Genomic DNA, 23385 nt, shown 5'->3' with positions numbered 1-23385 from the left:
TTATTATTAATACGTTCCGTGTTCTTAATACTGCATTTCCTTATGTGCCCATTATGCCACAAATAAAATGATACACAAGTCGCATTTTTCGTATCTTAATGTAAGACAATGCGTACATCATGTAAGTAATGTACCTAAATTGAAAAATAAACAGATATAAAAAAGCCCTGTAGTCTCTCCCAAAACTACAAGGCTTAGCGGCTGTAAGTTTCCTCTTATTTACTTACTGTCAGTGTAAGTTCGCAGTCTCTCGACTTTAAGTTATTCTAATTATGCGATTTTATTCAACATTCCGTGTTGAACTGTTTATAGCAGCAATCATCGCAAAAAAAATGCCGAAGCTCTATGCGTCAATTTCTCGAATCCTTGTACGTTATTTCTTACAAGACTGAGAGTGTTTTCATCTATTTGATAAACTTAAGTGATTAATTTTATTTACCAATCCACTCGATCTTGTTGTTTTTACAAGAAATGATTGAGCTAAAGCATCCGGATTCACCAATAAACTGACCGCCGATTTAGCACGTGTCACCGCTGTATAAATAAGTTCCTGACTCAGTAGTTTTGTCGATGCTTCATCCAGTACGACTGCGGTATGGGTAAATTCAGAGCCTTGTGATTTGTGAATGGTCAATGCAAATGCAGTTTCAATGGATTTTGGGAGCCGTGTTGCTGGAATCCATTTATCCAAACTTGGAAAATAAACTTCAAATTCTTTATGATTGGTTCGATGCTTAAAGCAAAGTCCAATATCACCATTCGATAACCCAAGTTGATAGTCGTTATAACTCATCATCACAGGTCGACCTACGTACCAATCACCTCGTTTGACTAACAATGGAAGTTGGTTCAATAAGGCTTTTTGCATTGCATCATTCACTTTGCTTAAACCAAAATCACCATGCCGTATCGCCGTTAAAATACGGTATTGATCAAAGGCATGAATGACCTTCTCCACATGATGATTAGCATCGTCGCTTTCTATATAATTTTTTAAAGCAGCAAAATAATCATGAAAACCCCAACTGAGCTTTTGATAATACTGCTGTAAAGCTTCCACATTGATCTGCTCAGGCAAATACTCTAGCTGTACGACATCAGCCATCGCTTTTATAAGCGGGATGGCTTTGATCTCTGAAGCTTGAACAATTTTATTTTCTAATGACTCTAGAATCTCACGATGTGTGGTTTGAGCATCTCGTGGTGTTTGAATAAGACCTGCCAATTCACCAATCAATGCACCGGCTTTGAATCTTCGACTGGTGACCAAATTGACATGGTTTTCATCGAGTGCCTGAACTTGTCTTAAATCAGCAAGGACTGAACCGACATCAACTGAAGCCAACTGATTAGCATCTCCTAATAAAATCAATCGACATTGATCTGGAACAGCTTCCAATAACAATGTGGCAAGATTCAAATCTAACATCGATGCTTCATCAATAACGATGACATCATAAGGTAGAGGTTGTTTCAGATGAAATCTCGGTTGGTAGCGTGTTCCGAGCCCCAATAGCCGATGAATCGTTACAGTATCTTGTTGTTTTAAATGATCTGAAACTAAGCCCATTGCATTGAGATGCTCATCGCTGAAAGAATTTTGCAATGCATCTTTCATGCGTTGAGCCGCTTTTCCTGTCGGCGCTGCCATTGCAATTCGGATATTGGGCATTGCATGGTTTAACACCGCAATAATTCGCGCCAAAGTATAGGTTTTACCTGTACCGGGTCCACCTGTAATGATATTGAGCCCTTGTTTCGCCACCATTTTTAAGGCATTTTTTTGATGCTGATCTTCGAGTAGGTGATCAAACTGATCAATATCGACAGGCTGAATGTTCTGTGACTTTAAACGTTGAATTTGTAGCGCTAAGCGCTGTTCAAGTTGCCAATAACGGTATAAATAAAAGTGGTCTTGGTCATAAATAAAAGGCGCTAATGTATGCGTAGCCGATGCCTCTTCGATCACCAACTCACCTAATAATTCAGGACTCAACTGCCCTTTGGCTAAACAGCTATCACCACGTGTTGTCGCAAGTAGGATTTGCTCAATCAGTTTAAGTGAATCTTCATTTAATTTTAACTCAGGAGATGACTGTTTCAGCATAAATTCAGCCCAAGTCGCAATCCATTGCGGTGTCTGACTTTCTACTTTTTGTCTATTTTCCACACAGTTATCCTCAAAGTTATAAACACACTTACCAACACTATTATCCACAATCTAAATTTATGTTTAATAATAATATCATTTAAAAAAGACTGTAATTTAGCTGAGTTTTTCCTCAACCAAACAACCTAAAATTGCATCAAGTCTAAGTATGAATTCAATACTGGGTTGCCAATAAAAATAACCTTGCCCTGCTTGACCATTCATACCCCGTAAATATAAATAACTCGCTCCACCCAAGTCTCGCTCAGGCTTATAATTTTCAAGTTGAATCTTCAAATAGCGATGTAGTGCAACAAGATATAACGCTGCCTGAAGCCAATAACTGGCATGCGTCATACTGTCTTGGATTGATGATGAATCATAGCTTTTGATATCCAAGCCTAAAAAATTACTTTTATAATCTGCAATATGATAACGATGACCATCATAAAAAACTAAATCGATCTCTCCTTTTAAATATCGTGCTGCATGAGCTTCTTTAAACTCAGGCATAGCAATACCGTATTCACTAAATAACTGGTGCACACGTTGTATCGCAAACACCCGATCGGATAATGAAAGGTAGAATGGAAACTCTGCTAAGCGTTCATGTACGCTTAATTGATTCAATCTAAATTGACCATGACCTTTTGAATTTATTTCAGTTGAATCATGCAGATTTAAATCGAGTTGTTCTAAATTTGGTACATGTGCTTCAGTTTCACTCAATACAGGTGTCGCTAAAATTTCCTTCAGCCAATCTACCATTGCACTCAAAATAAAATCTTCAGCTGATTGTTGTTCTGGAAAAGTAGATTTCACCTTATCTAGCAATTCACTCCACAAAGCCGCATAATCATTTTTAAAACGGCGGCGTATTTCTAAAGTCCATAATTGTGAATCTTGAAAATCAAGATGTTCAAAAATTTCATGTAAAAAACTGCCCGCCAAAGTCCCCATAGGAAAATGAGCCTTGATCCATGCGATAGGCTGACGAGGTTGCTCTATCTCAACGATTACTTGCTGAATTTCATCATCTGCACTGCCCATCTCTTGCTCTGAAACTGCCAATGCATCTTGAATCTGTTGACGCGTCAAATGTTGAGCTAAAGCACTGAAACTAGTTTTAGACTTTGGATAAAATCGTTGCGAAGGAAAGGGATTCGCATTGATTTTATGTTCAATTTTTTCCTCAACGGTATTCACTTTTGCAGGACGTGATGTGATTAATGGTTCTACTTGACTTTGTGAATGCTGAAAAACGTCTGGACCCTGACCACGCCAAAAAGCAAGCGCCGATGTAGATGTTCCTTTAACATCACTCAGCATCGCATAGACACGATGACTTGCACGAGTTAAAGCCACATACCAGAGACGTTTTTGTTCTGCCAAATGTCGTTCGGCATGTTGCTCCGCAGCACACTCATCAATATTTTGTTTATCGTGAATTGCCACAACACGGCGTTCTTCCATCTTGCCAGTATTTGGATTGAGTTGCTCAGTCTTAGAAAAATTGAGCGCTTTATTCATTTCAATGGCGCTTTTATCTGCCCCCAATAAAAAAACCACTTTAAACTCTAAACCCTTGGATTGATGAATCGTCATCAATTGCACACCCGCTTCATTGGATAGCTTTCGCTCCATTTCCCATTCGCGTTGCATCGGTTCAGTCAACTGTCGGAGATACCAATGATAGAGGTTTTGTGCGCCTTGATAATCTTCACTGTGCTGACTTAAAACTTCAGTTAAATGACGTAAATTGACTACAACACGCTCATTATCACGGCTTTGCTTTTCGACGATTGTGTTCCAAATTTTGAAATAGTTTAAACAATATTGCCATGCCGTTAAGAAGCCTTGGTTAAGCCAAAGCTCCCGAATCAAATCAAACTGTTCAATATAATGGCTTAAGCCTTCAGTTTGTAATTCGAGTTGAATTAGCTTTTGTAAATTAAAACCCAATAAACGACTCAATAAAGCTCGTTTGACTTTAGCTTCATCAAAAGGATGCATAATCGCGGTGAGTAAAGCACCCACATCTCGTGCAATCTGGCTTTCAAATACACTTTTTTTCGAAGGGCGATTATACGCAATGCCTAAGTATTCCAAGGCAGATTGTGTTTTATCTAAGCCATCATGATTTTTGGACAAAACCGCAAAATCACTTTCATTTAAGACATGTGTTTGATTGGTTTTTGGGTCATTTAAATAGAGTTGCCCTCGATTAGCAAGATTGAGTAAATGACGAATTTGCCATGCCACTTGCTCCGCTTCCGTATCTTTATCTTCAAGCTGAATCCAACGCAATGGCATTGGATTAACCTGTCCTTGTTCGACCAAAGCTGGATGAGGACGATTGCCTGCTTGAACAGGTTGATAGATGACCATTTCGCCGAAATCAGGCTGCCGTTGAAATAGAGCATCCACGACTTCAACCAACTCTGGAACGGAGCGATGGTTATAAACCAAATTATAGGCATGCCCTTCTTTGCCAAACACGTCTTGATGCGCTTTTAAGAACGTCAGCATATCGCCACCGCGAAAGCCGTAAATCGCCTGTTTACGGTCACCGACCATAATCATGCAACCTTTTTTGACCCGATTTGGATGACGCCAAATTTGCGCCAACATATCATCCTGATCTTGGTTAGTATCTTGAAACTCATCAACTAAAATCAGCGGATAGCGCGCATGTACATAGGCTGCAAAGCGTTGCCCTTGTTCACCCCGTAGTGATTCAGCTAAGGTTCGAATTTGCTGTGCAAAAGTGGTTTCACCCTTTTGTTGTAGTACTTGTGGTAAACGCTTTTTCACTTCGGTGGCAAGATGATATTTCAAATAACTGTCAAGCTGTTCGAGATCTGTTGCCAGTTTTGAAAATGCTTCAAAAAAATGCTTTAAACCACGAATAATGACATGTGATTCAAATTGAAGTAACACATCTTCTGGGCATTTATTTAATGGTTTTTTATTCACCAAATCTGAAAGTGACTTTAAAATCCCTTCAAACTCTGAGGCAAACAACGCATTGCTCCGTTGTATTTTCAACATCTCAATAAAATGCGGTAAATCGTGTTCAAGTAACTTTTTTAATGCGAGTTGATCACGCCATTTTTTAGCCAATATTTTGAAATATTGACCATCTTCCAAATAATACTCAGATAAAGTCGAAGACTGAGACAAATCAATTCGAATCAATTGATCCATATATTGTTCAAATTCAGTTAAATCCACCTGTGGTGCTGGAATAGGCTGAAAATATGCAGAAGTGAAATTCAGACTGGACTCCACCACAGAGACATAACTGTCTTGAGATTTAAGCTTTTTATTTAAGAGTAAATAATCAATGGTTGGCTGAGATTGTGCTTGGATCCACTCTCTTAATACATCGTGAATGAGCTGATAACTATAGCTTTTCGCATCATCAGTAATAGTCGCATATTCAATTTTTCCACTTTCAAATGCGAACTCTCGTAAGAGCTTTTGGCTAAAACTATCCAATGTTCCAACAAATAGCTCATCCAATTGATCAATCACCAATTTCAAACGCTCGCAAGCGTAGGCGATTCGATTTGAAAACGTATTGAGTAAAGTTACAAATAGCGGATCTGACTCTGCAGTTGCTTTGGCAACAACTTCATGCTCTGTCAGTTCACGATAGCCTTCAAAATATCGTTGTGTTTCAATCAACCTGAGTCGAACACGACTTTGTAATTCAGCCGCTGCCTTTCGTGTAAACGTGGTCGCAATCACCTGATTCGGTAAATATTTCTCAAGTAGGATACGCACCATTAGACTAGATAAAGTATAGGTTTTACCTGTTCCCGCCGAAGCTTCAATCCAATGCAAACCGCTGAAATGCATATCGACAATCGGTTGTGTTGAGACCTGAGTATTTGAAACCTGTTTTTTTGAGAGCTGATTTTCTGAGCGTTGAACTTGATTCACGACTTAGTCCTCAACTGTAATTTGGTATTGGTAAATCGGCTGATACAAATCGTAGGCAAATTCATCGCAGGCATGCTGTAACAGCGCCGTGGTATCTTGCTCATCCAGTATAAATTGCCAATCGCGATGCTTACGACTCCACTCCATTTCCTCTAATGAAAATGGTAAGAATGAATCACTTTTATCCCATTCTTTACGTAGATCAATAAAATTGGCAATGGTTACTTTACCCATTTCATCACTCTGCCATTCTAACTCTTTGCCTTTTTCAGCCAATAACATCAGAAGCGCGGCGGGTAAAACCAAGGGTTGAGTTTGCCCATACTGATAAGCCTTAAACCAATGTCTTAAATAATCATTAGCTTGCTGTGTAGTCACTCCAGATTGAATCAAAGTCACATCACTAAAAATAGCAATCCGCTTTAACTGCGTTGCCTGTTCATCTTTTAAATTTAAATAACTGACCCACAATAAATACGCTAACCATGTTTGCGTACGGCGTTTAGCTCGGGCACTGGCAGCATTGAGACTCACCCACTCCTTTACAGCTTGCACAGGAACAGTGATATTCATAATCACTTGATCATTAAAGTGCCATTGACGTTGTGTAATAGCAGTCTGTTCAGGTGCGTAACGCTGTAACCGCTGTTTCAGGCGTTGCTGTTCTGCCAAACTCATCTGCAATGCACTGTGCTGTACTTTTCCTACAGGTAAACGGTCTTGTAATACTCGATAATCAAATGTTTCTGAATCTCGCTGTTGTAAAAAATCTCGAATGGCGTAACGACCTAAGCCATCTAAAACCAAAGGTTCTTGTTGCGCTGGAAGATCAGCAGTCTTGAGATTTTCAACCCCTAAGGTTTTTAAATACAATCGTGCAGGGAAAGTTACATCTTGAATCCACTGACTGCCCTCTAAAACCACGAGATCCGATGTCTCCACAGGATAAGCACCATTCATCCAAGGTTCACGTTGCCCTGATGCTTTGATAATTTTTTGTGCCACACCAAACCATTGATCTTGATAGCGCATGCTTGGATCCGACTGAAAACCCATTGGATCGAACGGTTGTAAACGATGAACGTGATACAACTGACGAATCTGTGCAGGGACATCAATACCATCCACATTGATCATTGAATCAGATTCGGTATCTAAATCATCTTGTGCTGTGTCGGCTTTTTTTGTAATGAGTGCAAAATGACTGATCAACTCTTGTAACACGCTTGAAGGTTCACGTACTTCGCCATCACTAACATCAAAACCATTATAAAACAGCCATAAATTTTCTTGCGCCAATAACAGTGCATCTAAAAATGCACCTTGATCATCTTCCAAACGAGAACGATCACCCAATTGTGGACGAAGTAATCCCATCAAATCGAAAGGCACTTGGGTGTTACGATTTGGAAATTTACCGCTGTCCAAATTCAACATCACAATCAATTTATAAGGGACAGGACGAATATGTCCAATTTGGCTAAAGGTGATTTGACCTGTTGGCAAAGCCTGTTCCAGTTGGCTTTCCAAACTACTCTGAATCTCTTGCAATAAATAAGGCAGAGGCAATTGAATATCATATAACTCATGCTGAGTCGCATTGCCTTTTTCTTTCATTTCATAGTTATAAGACAGCGTCAGCATCGTATATTGCTTACGTACCACTTGATGGACTGCTTGCAAGGCATCCACACCGGCTTGACTAAACTCTTCAATTTCTGTTTTTAGAATCTCTAACCATTGCTCAACAGGTTTACGTTGCCCCTTTTCATGCATGATCAGCCAATCACGGCGTGCTACAAAATCCTGATAAATTTCGATTAGCTTAGCAATCAATTCAAAATCAGCACTAAGTACTTCAGCGAAACTTAAAGTTTCACCAAATATCGTATGTTCAGGCACAGCAACACCTAAAGCCAAACGATCTAAAGCAAACTTCAAGCTAAAACGGTAGTCGGTATCATCTGCACTCAAGCTTTGCTGTAAATGCTCAGTATCCAAACCTCGCTTAAAGCCTGCATTGATCAAGAGTTCGATCATGCGCTCAGTCATATCAATATCGAGCTCATAACGAATTTGCGTGGCATTTAGACTCAGCCAATCAGAAAAATCTTCTATGCTAAATCGCCCACTAACCAGTTGAATTCGCCCAAGTAACGCGCGCCATGCATTGTTGACATCAATTTGCGTCACACCTGCGATTTTCACAGGTAAATAGACACCCTCTTGAAGGGTACTTTGTGGAAATACGCTCCGAATCAAGGGCTCCATTTGTTTTAAATCAGGTGCCAAAACCAAAATATCATTCGGTCGGCGTGGCTGTTCTGTCGTCCCCTGAGATAACCAATAAATAAGCTGTTCTTTCAATACTTCGAGTTGTCGCAACCCTGAATGACAGACATGGATTTGGATCGAATCATCATCTGCTCGAAGTTCAAAACCTTGTTTCTCTGGCTCAACCAAATACAAAATATCGGATTGCACTTTGCCCAATAAATGATTTGGATATTCATCGACAAATGCATCAACCCATTGCCCTTCTTCACCAGACGATAAATGGGAAAGAATAGAAAAGTGATCTCGGGCTTGTTTACCAAAACGGGTGAGTAATGGATGTCTAGATTCACGAACTTCTGCATTAAAATTCAGTGTAAATGCTTTGAAAAATTGTTGAATTTCGTCATCTGAAGCTTTTGGATTTTTCGCAATAAAACGCTCTTTCACACTGAGGTCATAACGCTTCTTCCAGTTCGGATCGACACTATCTGCCCAATATTCTTGCGATGGGTTGTAATGCAGAATCAGAACATCAATGTATTGCCCTAGACGTCGAAGGAATTGCAACTGTGATGGAGGTAAATCTAATACCGTAAAAACAATCGCCTGACTGGGTAATGCTTTGAGTGCTTCAGGACGTAAATTTTCATCGTCCATGACATTCCAAAACTCATGATCAATGCTTTGCATTTCCACAAAGTCTTCATGAAAAGTGTGCTGCCAAAGCCACCGTTGCCAAGCTTCCAGTTTTTGAGCTTGGTCGAATTTAAACGAAATATCTTGATCTGAGTTTTGAGGAAATAGATGTTCAATATCAAGTGGCTGATTCGCGCCCCATTGCATCAACCAATTTTGCGGACAGCTACACTGACCTTCACAACCACGGTGACAGTCACCACGATACAGCATGTAATTACCAAATAGCTTAGAGACTTGCTCCGCCACCCAATACAACATGCTTTGTTTTTTAAGTTGTTTTTCTAAACTGTGTTCAAGCTGACCGGCACTGTCATAGATCCGTTGAATGATCGAATATAAAGGATGCTCAAGCTCCACATTATTTTCATCTGATTCAATATAGCTTTTCAGGGTTTGATAAATTCGCCACTTCATCATCAAGCGCGGAATATTGGCTTTACGTACATGGTCTTTATCAGTCAATACTTGTTGGTAGCAATACCACTGAAAACCACGGATACGCTGATGAAATTGACTATTGGCACTAATCCCCTGTTGTTCCGCAATGGTTTGAGTCAACCATGTTTCAATCGCAGGACTCGGTACAATAAAGTGCTCAGTTTTAAGGACATGTAAGGGATTCTTTGAAGGTTTATGAATGCTGTGTAATACACCTTGTACCAACACTTGAATATGTTGGCTTTGAATAACATGAATCCCCATAATTCCTCTTTCTTCTATTCACACAAAATGGTCATCATTCGTGAACAAAACCATAAACATAAATCACTATACATCTTAAACTGAGTATGGCACTTTTATTCAAGCGACTAAATAAAACTTTCAAATAAACCACACATCACTCACGGTTTATTTAATAATAATCAGATAGATAACAAAGGTAATGCATTATGAAAATCGATAAAATTCCAGACAGTTTAGATCCGAATTTAAATCTTGAACAAATCCGTGAAGAATGTCTTGAATTAGTCAAAAAGCGTTCGTATGTGTCTGCAGGTGTTGCTGTGATTCCTGTACCATTTTTAGACGTGGTGATTGACGTCGGTATATTGTCTCTTCTTATTCCCGAAATTAATACACGCTTTGGACTTTCACCTGAACAAATCAGTGTCTATGATCCAAAAACAAAGAAAGTGCATTGGAGCGAATTACGTAAACGTGGATTTGAGTTTTCAGGCTTAGTCGCGGCACGTACAGCAGCTAAATTATCTTTAAATAATATGGCATCTAAAATTATCACCAAACAAGTAACCAAATTCATTCCTTTAGGTGGTTCAATCATCGCTGCGAGTTTGGGTTATATCGTGATGAAAAAAGTGGCTGAAGCACACGTTGAAGAAAGCTATAAAATTGCTAAAAGCATTCAACAGAAACAAACAGCAAAAGTGGTTAGTTAAGTTGTTATTTGCTCATTGGCTTAATGATAAAATAGAAAAAGCGGATTGATGATCCGCTTTTTTATGCTCTTTATTTCTGCAAAAAGCTACATGCTCATACATAAATAAAAATCAATTAATCCACTTTCAGCTGCTTCAGCAATGCTTTTAAAATCTGAATCCGTGCTGAATATTTATCATTGGTCGCAATCACATACCACGGCGCATGATCGGTATGGGTTCTTTCCAACATATCTGCTGCCGATGTTAAATAGTCATCCCAACGGCCACGATTCCGCCAATCTTCAGCCGTAATTTTGAAGCGTTTATGTGGCGTTAATTCTCGTGCTTTAAATCTAGCTTCTTGTTCCTCTTTACTAATCGCTAGCCAAAATTTCACCACAACCGTTTGCGTATCGGATAAATCCTTTTCAAAACGGTTGATCTCATCATAAGCACGCTTCCACTGCACATCAGATGCAAAGCCTTCAACACGCTCCACTAAAACCCGTCCATACCAAGATCGGTCAAAAATTGAAATGGTTTCCTGCTCCAACAACTTATTCCAAAAACGCCATAAATAAGGTCGTGCCAATTCATATTTTTCAGGTGCTGAAATATTGAAAATTCCATATTCTCGAGGATCAAGTTTTTTAACAATGCGTTTGATCGCCCCACCTTTTCCAGCTGCATCCATGCCTTCAAAGACTATGACTGTTTTACGACCATCAGCGCGTAATGCTTCAGCTACTTTTTTAGTGAGCTTTTTCAGCTCTGCTTTGTATTCTGTTTCTTCCAAAACAACACTATCGGGTTGTACCAAGACTTCTGGCACAGCCGCTTGTTGCCACTTGGTTCTAACTTTTAATGGATGATTGGGTAAATATTTCAAATGTTCTAATACATGTGTTGCAAAGGCCTGATCACGCTTGACCTCATCTTCACAATTAATCACCAGCCAATCATCAGTAAATCGCTGACGGAGCTTTTGAACATTGTCATATTGTTTTTTATTACGCCAATCGAGTCCATGTAATTTATGCCAACGTTGCTCTGAAGCATCCATTTTGTCGAGGCGCTTTTGTAAAGATTTCCATGACAGATCAAACCAGACCTTCACCACATCGACATGATTATTTTTAAGGTCTTGCTCAAACTGCTTCATCTGATCGACATAAGCATCGAACATGGTTTCATCAAATGGACTAGACACATGTAACGTCGTTGCCAGTAAATCACTATACCAATTACCAAACATTACGATCATTTGCCCTTCAGCTGGCATATAGCGAACATAAGGTTGCCAAAATGGCGTGGTGCTATTCATCAAATGCGGTGGATCGGCTTTAACACGCAAATAGCGTGGATCAACCCATTCACGGAGTTGTTTTACAGATTCCCCTTTACCTGCAAGCTCAATACCACTGACTAAAATCACTAAACTTTTGGCATTCTTTTTGGCTTTGGTATTTTTGAGTGCGTACTGAGCCTCGATCAATTGTAAGCTTAAATCTTCAGGCTGATTTAAAGGCGTGTTTACTCGCTCATCGCTAAGGTTTTCTTTAGGGTCTTGTTTCAACTTTTCTGTTCGTTTATCCGTCATGCGATACTCTATTTTTTATATTTTGATCAGTATACTCAACTCACAACGGATTGATAAAACTTGATGTACAATAATTGCAATTCAAAGATGACCTCTCATTGACGATTTAATTTTATATTCGTGTCGATTTGTCATAGCGCATTTATTTAAGTCAAATTATGCTGAGTTAAGCATCTTTATATTTTGATATTTATTGAGTTCCACATGTCCAAACTTGCTGCATTAGATGATCTTTTAGAACAATACAAACAATTAAACTACCATTCAGATCCACTATTGAAACAACGCTTGAATGATGCACAAAACTGGCTCAAGTCACGAATTTTAAATACCCATCAAGAACTTTTTAATGAGCCTAAAAATCAGCTTATGGCTCAGTATTTTATTAACCGTCTATACGGTGGTCCTGAGTTTGACGAATTGGCTTTACAAATTGAACGCCTACTTAAATATGCCCATAAAGCAGAAAAAATTATTCCTGAAAATGCCATTAAAACAGGTTTGAAATCTGTAGGTCTTGCAGTCCTCGCGATGGAATTGGATGAACAAGTAGCTCAACAATTATTGAAAGATTATCCTGCAAATCAAGTGATTGATGATGAAATGATGCGTCAAACATTGGTCAAACTCGATCAATCTGTTGCACGTAAGCAACAGCTCGATCTGTTAGATGAGTTAGGGATCAGTCTGGATAAATACATGCGCTCATTCATCATGCATACTGCATTTAAAATGTGTAAAGGTGCTGCCAGTAAATATCGCTTTGAGCTGATGTATGACTTTATTGGTGAAGGCTTTGTCGCAATGAAACCTTTAAAATCAGCCGCGACATTCATCCAAAGTTTTACGGCAAAAGAACGTATGATTGTAGACAATGTACATTCAGGTAAACCAAATCCTTTTAGAATATGATAAGGTTTTGGGCAAATGAGCATCATATTTATACGAAATCGTTATAAAGTCATGCTCAATCACCTCAATTGGAAGTATCAGAACAATTCAATTGCGGGTGAAAAAGACATTTATTTTTCTGTATATTATTCATAGCAATTGCATGATCAACGCTGTAAAAAACTAAAGAATCTGTCATCATGCAATTTAACGACGATTAACCATTATTTGTGTTCAGGAGCGACTCGAATGTCTAACGAAAATCAACAGCCTACAGCTCAAACCGAGACGGCAAAAAGTGCAGACAAAGTGAGTCCATTTTTAACTGAACCATTACCAACAGGTACTCCTCAAGGTCAACAACAATCTTTAGAACAAAAATTGACTGATACGCCTGTAACAGGTTCTGTTCCAAAATATAATTTACCGCGTGGTGCGAATACAGGAAATGTCGGTGATACCACCCATTTTGGTTTTCAAACCGTGAATAGCGAAGAAAAAGCACAAAAAGTGGCTGAAGTATTCCATTCTGTCGCAGCAAAATACGACATCATGAATGACTTAATGTCATTTGGTATTCACCGTCTTTGGAAGCGCTTCGCGATCAATATGTCAGGTGTACGCCGTGGTCAACGTGTACTCGATATCGCAGGCGGTACAGGTGATTTGGCTAAAGTGTTTAGTCGTGAAGTGGGTCCAACAGGTCATGTAGTATTGTCTGATATTAACGAATCAATGCTGAATGTTGGACGTGATCGTTTAATCGATGCAGGCTGTACCAATGTCGATTTCGTACTGGCCAATGCGGAAACTTTAGAACCATTCGAAGACAACAGCTTTGATCTTTTAACAATTTCTTTTGGCCTACGTAACGTGACCGATAAAGATGCTGCCTTGGCTGCAATGTACCGCGTACTTAAGCCTGGTGGTCGTTTACTCGTTTTAGAATTTTCTAAGCCTGTGTTTGAACCATTCTCAAAACTATATGATTTGTATTCATTCACAGCTTTACCAATCATGGGTAAAATCATTGCCAATGACTCAGAAAGTTATAAGTATTTAGCAGAATCCATTCGCATGCATCCAGACCAACGCACCTTAAAAGGTATGATGGAAAATGCAGGATTCCAAAACTGTGATTACCACAACCTCACTGCGGGTATCGTTGCAGTACATCGTGGTTTCAAACTTTAAGTTCTGAGTATAAGGTCAACAAGGTATCGTTATGTGGTCGATTCTGGCACTAGGTGCAGTTGAACGCTTAATTCATCATTGTATTAACTTGGATGCGATCACTCGCATCCAGTTCAATGAATTACAAGACAAAATGCTACGTGTGGTGATTGATTCGCCACAACTGTCTGTAGATGTGTTCTTTGATCATGAAAAAATTCGCTTAGAACCTACAGTCACTGGTCACACTGAGGCAGCTTCTATTTTTGAACAACGTCCATTTGATTCAGTCAATACCATCACTGAAGCTAATGCAACTTTGCATGTGGATAATGTGATTGAGCTTGCCAAATTGTTATTGGCAGATGATGTTGGCAATATTCCTGTACAAGGCGAGTATCAACTCCTCCAAAATATACAGCGCATTATCCAACAGGCTGAGCCTGATTTAGCATCACAGCTGAGCTCATGGATTGGTCCAAATTTGGCGAGTCAAATTGGTAAAATTCAATTGGCACCCAAACAGCTTTTCAAAGCATTCGATAGTCATTTATTTGTGGCTGAAGATTTTTTGAAAGAAGACAGTGGTTTATTTGCACCAAGATGGCAAATGGATGATCTCAATCATGAGACGCGCCAACTTACGCAAAATATTGACCGTCTGGAAGCCAAAATCCAGCAACTTCAATCTCAATTTAATCCCACGTAAACCCACATCACATTAGGTATATGCATATATGATTCCGCACATTACACGTCTACTCGAACTTTGGCGCATTGCCGCGCACTATAGACTCGACACGTTAATCCCTGCGGAAGATATCCCTGCTAAAGCACGTCCAATCATTAAAATGATTCACATGCACCCTGCTGCATGGTCAAGCCGTGAACGCAAAAACCCTTTAAAGCTTAAAGAAGCTTTAGAAGAAATGGGCCCGCTTGCAATTAAAATGGGTCAATTACTCTCAACACGCCGTGACTTAATTCCACCTGAGCTTTTGCAACAATTGGTTTTACTGCAAGACCGTGTCAAACCGTTTGGTAATGACGTCGCGAAAATGCGGATTCAAGAATCACTCAAAGCCGATGTAAATACGCTGTTCGCACGTTTTGATGAACAACCACTTGCAGCTGCTTCGATTGCTCAAGTACACACTGCAGCGTTACATGACGGTCGTGAGGTTGTCGTTAAGGTCACTCGTCCAAATATCCGTGCGCAAATCATTCAGGACTTTGAAATTTTAGAATGGCTCGGTGCTTTTCTAGAAAAACGCCTTGAAGCTGCACGAGCTTTACACCTTTCAGAAATTATCCAAGATTATCGTCAAATTATTTTAAATGAACTTGATTTGACTTTAGAGGCAGAAAATACTCTTCGTATGCGTCACTACTTTACTGGTTCAAGCATGATGTATGTGCCTGAAGTCTATATGGACAGTAAAGATGTGATGGTTGCTGAACGGATCACAGGTGTACCGATTTCCGACTTTGAAACCTTTGATCGCTTAGGCATGGATCGTAAGGATCTTGCTGAAAAAGGCTTAACTATTTTCTTTACCCAAGTGTTCCGTGACAATTTTTTCCATGCCGATATGCATCCGGGAAATGTCTTTGTAGAAACGATTAATCCAAGTAATCCACGCTTTATTGCACTCGATTGCGCGATTATGGGTGAGCTGTCTAAACATGACCAAATGACCATTGCTCGTATGCTTTTGGCGGTTATGAACAGCGACTTTATGCAATTAATCCTGATTGTGCATCAAGCGGGTTGGATTCCACCGGGTACAGATCAAGATGCCTTGGCGCGGGAAATGCGTCGTACCGTGGGACCTATGGTCTCTAAACCGATGCATGAATTGGATTTTGCAGGCATCTTACTGCAAGTCATGGATATCGCACGTCGTTTCCATTTGGAAATTCCACCGCAACTAATGTTGTTATTAAAAACTTTAGTTCATGTTGAAGGCTTAGGTACAGACCTCTACCCTGAATTGGATATTTGGAAGTTAGCGAAACCAATCCTCAGTGATTGGATTAAAGCCCAAATGAATCCACAGAAAAATCTGAAAGAGTTAGGACAAAAGATTCCAGATTTGTTATTAGGGGCTCAAGATTTACCAACCCTCATGATCGACAGCCTAAATGGTTTGAAAAACCAGTCAGCTTGGCATGCCAAACAACTGAATGAATTGCAAAGTATGCGTTTGCAAATGGAGCATCAACAGAAACGTAGTTGGATTTTCGGTAGTTTGATGGCGATTCTGTTGTCGATTGCGGTAATTGCACCGTGGTATGTGTCAGTGATTCTGATTGTATTGGCAAGCTTTATTGCCATTTGGCGTGTGGCCAAATAAATTTACAATTTAAAAATTAGTCAGTTCTTACAGCTTCAATGACCTATCGAAAGCCCAGTGAATCCTAAAGATTAATTGGGCTTTTTAATATTTGAAATATTTAAATACTGATCGAAAATTTCAAGAAGTCTAATAAAGTTGAAGTGACTTCGAAGTCATAATCTGCTTTTTCTTGCCATTGTTTCAAGCGGCTAACTCTTTAACCTTGATACCTTATATCGAAAGAGTGTCCTTGTATGACCCAAATTCTTAAAAAATCAATACCAGCTTTAAATATCCGCGTCGGTCATCAAGCACGTGAATTGATTTTAAAAGAAGGGTTACAAGCACATCATGTCGATACCATTCCAGGTGCTGCAGGCGGCCCAAAAGGCATTGGCTTAACAGGGCTTGATCAAGCGATTTTTGGAGATTTTTTACCACAAGCAAAACAACGTCGCTTTCTGATTGGCTCATCTGTAGGCGCATGGCGCTTTGCAGGTATTGTGGCTCAAGGGGAAAAAAGTGGCCCTGAAAAATTAGCCGAACTCTATACACATCTACCCTTTCATAAAAAAATGAAAATTGCCGATATTGAAAAAATTTCTCGAGATATGTTGGCAGGCATTCTTGAAAACAAGTCAGAACAATTGGTGGATCACCCTGATTATCACCTCACTATTATTGCTGCGAAAGCAGAACATCTATTTCAAAGTGATCATAAATTAGCGCTATATAGCTCACTCTTAGGCATCGTGGGTAGTAATGCGATTTCTCGAAATTATCTCAATAAATTTATGCAGCGTGTGATTTGTCAGCCGAGCCAATTCCCTCAGTTTCAAATGCAGGATGATGCATTTAAGACTCACTACATTAACTTTCATCAGGATAACGTGTCTGATTGGCTCATGGCTTCAGGCTCTATTCCTGGTGTAACCCCTGCGGTTCGGAATATTGTCGATGCACCTCAGGGGGCATATCGTGATGGTGGACTCATTGATTATCACATTGATCTTCCTTTCCAGAGTAAAGGCATTGTTTTATATCCGCATTTTACCGACAGTATTACCCCTGGCTGGTTTGACAAAATGTTTAAATCTCGCAAATCCAATCCGGAAAATCAGTCACGTACTGTGCTTATTTCACCGTCTCAAGCATATTTAAATTCACTACCGCTTGGTCGCTTGCCCGATCGTAAAGATTTCGTATTAAAAGGCTTAAGTGAACAACAACGTATTCAAATGTGGAAACAATCCATCGCAGAAAGTCAGCGTTTAGGCGATGAATTTTTAGAATTGGTTGAAAAGCAGAATTTTGCCGATGTCATACAGCCACTCTAATAAAGATTCATAATATTCAAGTTTGAGACTGTGGTTATTAAATAGATAGATGTCGCTGTTTAAACCGATCCTTAAAATATTTTTATTTCTCAATATAAATGATTTGATACTCAGATTGATTAGGTATTCAAAGCGAAATTTGCTAAATTGTTATTAGGAATAGCATATAGAAATAATAATGAAATCAATCCACTTTGCGATTGTCGGTGCAGGAACAGCGGGAATCGCAAGCGCAATTTTATTGGCGAAACAAAATATTCAAGTCACCTTATTTGAAAAGGTAACGGAACTTGAACCTGTTGGTGCTGGGCTCTTATTACAACCTGCAGGTTTAGCCGTTTTTGAACATTTAGGTATTCTCGATCATGCTTTGACTTTGGGGGCTCAAGTTAAAGGTTTAGAAGGTCGATTGCCCAATCAACAGCTCTTAGTGAATAGCCATTACCAACAAGCCCATCCAAATTTTTATGGTTTGGGCATTCATAGAGCCACTTTATGTCATGTGCTCGAATCAAAAGCAAAAGAATATACGGACCTGATTCAATGGAAAATGAATGTTGAGATTAGCCATTATCTAGAACAGCCCAATGGCGTTCAGATTTTTGGTACTCAAGCGGGTCTCAAATTTGATGCATATTTTGATGGGATTATTATTGCCAATGGCTCAAGAAGCAATCTACGCCCTGCTTCTTGGGTCAAAGTTGATCAAGCCTACCCTTGGGGTGCAAAGTGGACGATTGTTCCAGAATGTCTCTCTCTTGATCCTGAAATTCTGCATCAATTCCATGAAAAGTCTCAACTCATGCTCGGTATTCTTCCAACTGGTGCTGTTCCCTCTGCACCAAATCAACGTCTATCGAGCGTATTTTGGAGTATGCCTACACCGATGCTTGAGCATTTTTTACGACGTGAAGTTGACCGTGAACAATGGCTTGACCACATCGGTTCAAAATGGCCTGAAACTGCAACATGGTTAAGAACCGTCATTGATGGCTGTTCTCAACAATGGCTTTCTGCCAATTATCGTGATGTGGTGATGTCGAAAATGGGTGAAGGTCGTGTAGGTGTGATTGGTGATGCAGCACATGCCATGAGTCCTCAACTCGGACAAGGTGCCAACATGGCTTTGCTTGATGCTTGGGCACTGAGTCAATCCATCCAAGCCTCACGCCAAGGAGAAAGTTTAGATTGGTCTAAGCTGTGGCAAACTTACCATCAACATCGCAAATCATCCACTCAGTTCTATCAATTTCTCAGCCGTTTACTCACCCCTCTTTATCAATCTGATCATTGGTGGACAGGTGGTCTTCGAGACTTAAGTTTTGGATGGATGTATCAAATCCCTTATTTTCGTAAAGAAATGGCATTAACTGTTTCAGGATTAAAATCAGGCATGTTTAGTCAAATACAATACGATGATATTGCCAAATCAGATATTAAAAACAACACTTTCATTCAATCCAATATTTAATTTAAAAATGAAGAGCATCTAGCAAAACTTTGAAAATTGCTGAAAGTTTTCCGCAAGTGGATTCAAATCGCTTAAACTAGAGCGCGTCCTAAATTGGGTCGCTGTTTCTTAATCTCTAATTTTTTTGGTGAAATCCTATGAACAATACGCAATGGCTCGATGAAGTAAAATTTAACGAACAAGGACTGATTCCTGCTATTGCTCAGCATCATCAAACAGGTCGTATTTTGATGGTGGCATGGATGAACCGTGAAGCTTTAAGCCTGACTGCAGAAAAGAATCAAGCGGTTTATTTCTCTCGTTCTCGTAGCAAGCTATGGCATAAAGGTGAAGAATCTGGTCATTTTCAAACGGTACATGAAATCCGTTTAGACTGTGATGCAGATGTGATCGTACTGCAAATTGAACAACACGGCGGTATCGCCTGCCATACAGGCCGTGAGTCTTGCTTCTATCGTAAACTCACATCAAATGGTTGGGAAATTGTCGATGCACAGCTTAAAGATCCGAATCAAATCTATGGTGAAAAGTCTGTCAATGCTCACACTCAAGCGATGAATGCATCTAATGCTCAAGCTGAACAAGTTGATGTACTCAGCTATTTAGGTCAAATGATGGCTGAGCGTAAAGCGGCTGATCCTGATTCTTCGTATGTGGCAAAGCTTTACCATAAAGGTTTGAATAAAATCTTAGAGAAAATCGGTGAAGAAAGTTTCGAGACTGTGATTGCAGCAAAAGACTTGAAAGCTGAAGTAAATGAAGACAATAAAAATGATTTAATCTATGAAGTGGCTGATGTCTGGTTCCATACCATTGTCATGCTCGGTTATTTCGACTTAGATATTCAATTGGTACTGAATGAACTCGCACGCCGTCAAGGTTTATCAGGTTTGGTCGAGAAAGCGAATCGTAGTCACTAATTAACTCTCTCATCATTTTATTTAAAACAAAAAGCCATGCTCTGCATGGCTTTTTATTAATAATTCCTAGTTAATCGATTTACAGATAAATGTCGCCATGTTGAATAAATTTAGGCATAAACTACGACATTAAACTTGCTATACTCACTGTTCAATTTTGATCCACTTTTTTGAAGATTTAAAATCACTGTGTCTGAAATTTTAAAAGCAACGCCTGAACAACAATTTGCCATTGAGCAAGCCCATAAAGGCGAATCCTTTAAAGTGATTGCATATGCAGGCACAGGTAAAACAACAACACTCAAATTAGTGAGCGATGCAATGCAGCATCGTCGAGGCATGTATTTAGCCTTCAACAAAGCCATCGCGACCGAAGCACAAAATAAATTTCATGGTAATGTCGACTGTCGAACCTTTCATTCCCTTGCCTTTCGTAGCGTTCCACGTGGAGTGACTGATAAATTACGCCTACCTCGACTTAGCCCGAGTTTTATCGCCAAAGAATATCGCCTAGAGCCTATTACCCTACGTCGCCTGATGGGGGGGCGTTATGAAAAATACGCACTTATGCCAAGTCGCTTAGCAAGCTTAGTGGCAAATGCAGTGAGCTACTTCTGTTCGACCAGTTCGCAATACCCTGCTCCGCGTCATATTCAAGCACCGAGTTGGTTACATGCCGATGATATTGAAACACTTCAAAAGCATTTATACCCTGCGGTAGAACGTCGTTGGCTTGAGTCTATTGATCCCAATCATCAAGCGGGGATTGGACATGATATCTACCTTAAACTTTGGGCGTTGTCCGACCCATTCATTCCTGCTGACTACGTGCTTTTCGATGAAGCTCAAGATGCTGATCCATTGATGCTTGGTATTCTACTCAAACAACGCAATACCCAAGTGATCTATGTCGGTGATGCGCATCAACAAATTTATGCATGGCGCGGTGCAGTAAATGCGATGCAACAAATGCCTTTACCTGAGTCACGACTCACGACTTCTTTCCGTTTTGGTGATGCAATTGCAGATGTCGCAAATCGACTTTTGGGGGCGTTGAATGAAACTGTGCCTTTAATGGGTAATCCAGACTTAAAATCGAGTGTGGTCAATAAACCGCATACCAAAATGCGCGATGCGATCTTGTGTCGTACCAATGCACGAGCGATGGAACTCTTACTTTCTGGATTAGTACAAGGCGATAAAGTGAGTCTCCAAGCCGATCACGCCAAACTCAATCGCTTTGTAGATGCTGCCAGTCTACTTAAACAAGGCAAACGAGTGGTCGATGTTCCTGAATTGGCTTGGTTTAATTCATGGCATGATGTACATGAATATTGTGAAACCAATGATGGTAGTGATATCAAACCCTTAGTTAAATTGGTAGATGATCATGGTACAGATCCTCTCAAAAAAGCACTTGCCAAAATCACCCCAATCGAGCAAGCTGATTATGTGATCTCTACAGCCCATAAAGCAAAAGGTTTAGAGTGGAATCGTGTTCATATCGAAGATGATTACCAATTTAAAATCAACGGACTCGAACACAAAATTAGTGATGAAGAGCTACGCTTACTTTATGTTGCATGTACACGTGCCAAGAGCACCTTAAACATTCATCATATTTATGATCTAATACAGCAGCTTAAATTAAAAACAGTTCACAATTCGATTAAAACAAAAGCTACAGCATAATTTAAAAAAATTGCAGGGCTATTCACTTGCAGGATTATTATGAAACTGAACTCGATAAGTCTCCGCCATGCGCATCATTTTTCTGACTTAAACATTGAATTTAAATATTCAGATAAGCCGATTACCCTTATTTTAGGCGATCAATCATCGGGCAAAACGGCGATTTTAAAAAATATTTACCAATCACTAACTTGGTTTTCAGCACGTTTTAAAGATGCTCGAACCGCAGGTGTGGTAATGCCTGATTCTGATATTACGTTCAATCGTGTCCAGTCTCGAATCGACATTCAAATACAAATTCCTGATGAAATAGGCACACTTCCTGAGAGTACAACATCCGAAGAAAAAGATGTAAAACAATGTGCTTGGCGTTTATATAAAACCATCCAAGCAAACGGCGTTGGTTTTAGTAAAGTGGATACCTTGCAACTTGAGCAAACCATCCAGCTCTATCACAAGGCTTTAGCTCAAGATCCCTTGCTGGGTTTACCGATGATTGCTTACTACCCAAGTGATCGTTTTGTTAATGACATTAATTTGATCAGCAAGAATAATCCTGCCGTATTTCAAAATCATTCTGCTTATGAGCTAGTTGTCCTTCCTTATACAACTTTTGCTCGTTTTTTTGAATGGTTCCGTGAAATCTGTGATATTGAAAATGCTCAAGCAGCGAACCTATTTCAACAAATCTTAATCGATGCAAAAGAAATAAAAAGCACAGATCAAATCACTGTTGACCATGATGAGAAAAATGTCGAATTCGCTAAAAGCCTATTTCAAGCGCATGCACAACTCCATAGCCCAAGTCTTAATGCGCTTAAAACTGCTATAAACATTGTGATTCCAGAAATCACTGATCTATATTTGGAATATCAACCTAAATTACAATTAATGGTTTGCTATAACAATCAAGACATCGCGTATCAACAACTATCGAACTCAATTAAAAACTGGATTGCTTTAGTCGGTGACATTGTCCGTCGTTTAAGCTTATTAAATCCCAATAGTTTATTTCCTTGCCTTGAGGGCAATGGCATTCTGTTAATCGACAGTATTGATGCCCAACTGGATCAAAGCTCGACTCAAAGCATTTTAACGCGCTTAAATCAAGCTTTCCCCAATATTCAAATTATTGCATCTGGAACAAGTACAGACCTATTAGAAAATGCTGATCAGTATCAATATTTAAAATTGGAAAATAAACACATAGAACAGATCGATTTAGCTTCCTCTAAAATTTCTATGGATACTCTTTATCAAAATTTATTAGGACAAAATTTCAGTGTTACGGCTGATGTTTTACCAGAACCAGATCAAAGCACCGACGTTGAAAAACTGTTTGAACATTTTCAAAATCTCAGTTTAGAACAACAGCAAGAGTTGATGAAACTATTGGGTGATGACGATCGCCTGTCCAAAGCGAAACTCTAAAATCACATATTGGAATAATGACACGTGTTTTGACCATAAAAATAGATAAATAGTCAGAACACGTCTAAAGAAATGCGAT

Annotated in this window: 14 protein-coding genes; 10 read left to right on the top strand and 4 right to left on the bottom strand. The window is 39.5% G+C overall.

From position 1 onward, the window contains the following. Nucleotides 1-400: 400 nt before the first annotated feature. The 3 genes from recD to AC5YDM_RS07540 all read right to left on the bottom strand — a co-directional run bounded on the left by recD (nt 401) and on the right by AC5YDM_RS07540 (nt 9775). The gene (gene recD / locus AC5YDM_RS07550; protein WP_496151495.1) at nt 401-2170 is read right to left on the bottom strand and encodes an exodeoxyribonuclease V subunit alpha; all 1770 of its coding nucleotides are present in this window, start codon (nt 2168-2170) and stop codon (nt 401-403) included. A 96-nt stretch (nt 2171-2266) separates the two neighbouring features. Then, the gene (locus AC5YDM_RS07545; RefSeq protein WP_496151524.1) at nt 2267-6013 is read right to left on the bottom strand and encodes a UvrD-helicase domain-containing protein; all 3747 of its coding nucleotides are present in this window, start codon (nt 6011-6013) and stop codon (nt 2267-2269) included. Nucleotides 6014-6100: 87 nt separating this feature from the next. Further along, nucleotides 6101-9775 carry an exodeoxyribonuclease V subunit gamma gene (locus AC5YDM_RS07540; protein WP_496151494.1) on the bottom strand — a complete coding sequence of 1225 codons (3675 nt, stop codon included), beginning with the start codon at nt 9773-9775 and terminating at the stop codon, nt 6101-6103. Nucleotides 9776-9963: 188 nt separating this feature from the next. Here AC5YDM_RS07540 and AC5YDM_RS07535 point away from each other — a divergent pair, with 188 nt between their 5' ends. Then, nucleotides 9964-10470, top strand: a complete 507-nt coding sequence (locus tag AC5YDM_RS07535) for a hypothetical protein (protein WP_496151493.1) — start codon at nt 9964-9966, stop codon at nt 10468-10470. A 115-nt stretch (nt 10471-10585) separates the two neighbouring features. On the opposite strand, the gene pap is transcribed toward AC5YDM_RS07535, so the two are convergent. Continuing rightward, nucleotides 10586-12052, bottom strand: a complete 1467-nt coding sequence (gene pap, locus AC5YDM_RS07530) for a polyphosphate:AMP phosphotransferase (protein ID WP_496151492.1) — start codon at nt 12050-12052, stop codon at nt 10586-10588. Nucleotides 12053-12256: 204 nt separating this feature from the next. Between pap and AC5YDM_RS07525 the strand changes: the two genes are divergently transcribed. From AC5YDM_RS07525 to AC5YDM_RS07485, 9 genes are all read left to right on the top strand, one after another. Continuing rightward, a complete protein-coding gene (locus tag AC5YDM_RS07525; protein ID WP_496151491.1) occupies nt 12257-12964 on the top strand; it encodes a DUF8198 family protein in 708 nt (235 codons plus the stop codon). Between the two features lie 228 nt (nt 12965-13192). Then, nucleotides 13193-14137 (top strand): bifunctional demethylmenaquinone methyltransferase/2-methoxy-6-polyprenyl-1,4-benzoquinol methylase UbiE, encoded by a 945-nt coding sequence (gene ubiE / locus AC5YDM_RS07520; RefSeq protein ID WP_496151490.1) that lies wholly within the window; start codon nt 13193-13195, stop codon nt 14135-14137. A 31-nt stretch (nt 14138-14168) separates the two neighbouring features. Next, the gene (locus AC5YDM_RS07515; protein WP_496151489.1) at nt 14169-14825 is read left to right on the top strand and encodes a ubiquinone biosynthesis accessory factor UbiJ; all 657 of its coding nucleotides are present in this window, start codon (nt 14169-14171) and stop codon (nt 14823-14825) included. A 28-nt stretch (nt 14826-14853) separates the two neighbouring features. Further along, a complete protein-coding gene (locus AC5YDM_RS07510; RefSeq protein ID WP_496151488.1) occupies nt 14854-16473 on the top strand; it encodes an ABC1 kinase family protein in 1620 nt (539 codons plus the stop codon). Between the two features lie 236 nt (nt 16474-16709). Beyond that, nucleotides 16710-17792 carry a patatin-like phospholipase domain-containing protein gene (locus AC5YDM_RS07505; protein WP_496151487.1) on the top strand — a complete coding sequence of 361 codons (1083 nt, stop codon included), beginning with the start codon at nt 16710-16712 and terminating at the stop codon, nt 17790-17792. A 178-nt stretch (nt 17793-17970) separates the two neighbouring features. Further along, entirely contained in the window at nt 17971-19263 is a 1293-nt protein-coding gene (locus AC5YDM_RS07500; protein ID WP_496151486.1) for an FAD-dependent oxidoreductase, read from the top strand. Between the two features lie 137 nt (nt 19264-19400). Then, complete coding sequence (gene hisIE, locus AC5YDM_RS07495) at nt 19401-20183, top strand: bifunctional phosphoribosyl-AMP cyclohydrolase/phosphoribosyl-ATP diphosphatase HisIE (protein WP_496151485.1); 783 nt, start codon at nt 19401-19403, stop codon at nt 20181-20183. A gap of 183 nt (nt 20184-20366) precedes the next feature. After that, a complete protein-coding gene (locus AC5YDM_RS07490; protein WP_496151523.1) occupies nt 20367-21875 on the top strand; it encodes an AAA family ATPase in 1509 nt (502 codons plus the stop codon). A gap of 39 nt (nt 21876-21914) precedes the next feature. Then, a complete protein-coding gene (locus tag AC5YDM_RS07485; protein WP_496151484.1) occupies nt 21915-23306 on the top strand; it encodes an ATP-binding protein in 1392 nt (463 codons plus the stop codon). Nucleotides 23307-23385 lie beyond the last annotated feature (79 nt).

The sequence above is a fragment of the Acinetobacter sp. CY81 genome, assembly GCF_059515925.1.
This window is presented reverse-complemented; position numbering and strand designations above follow the sequence as displayed.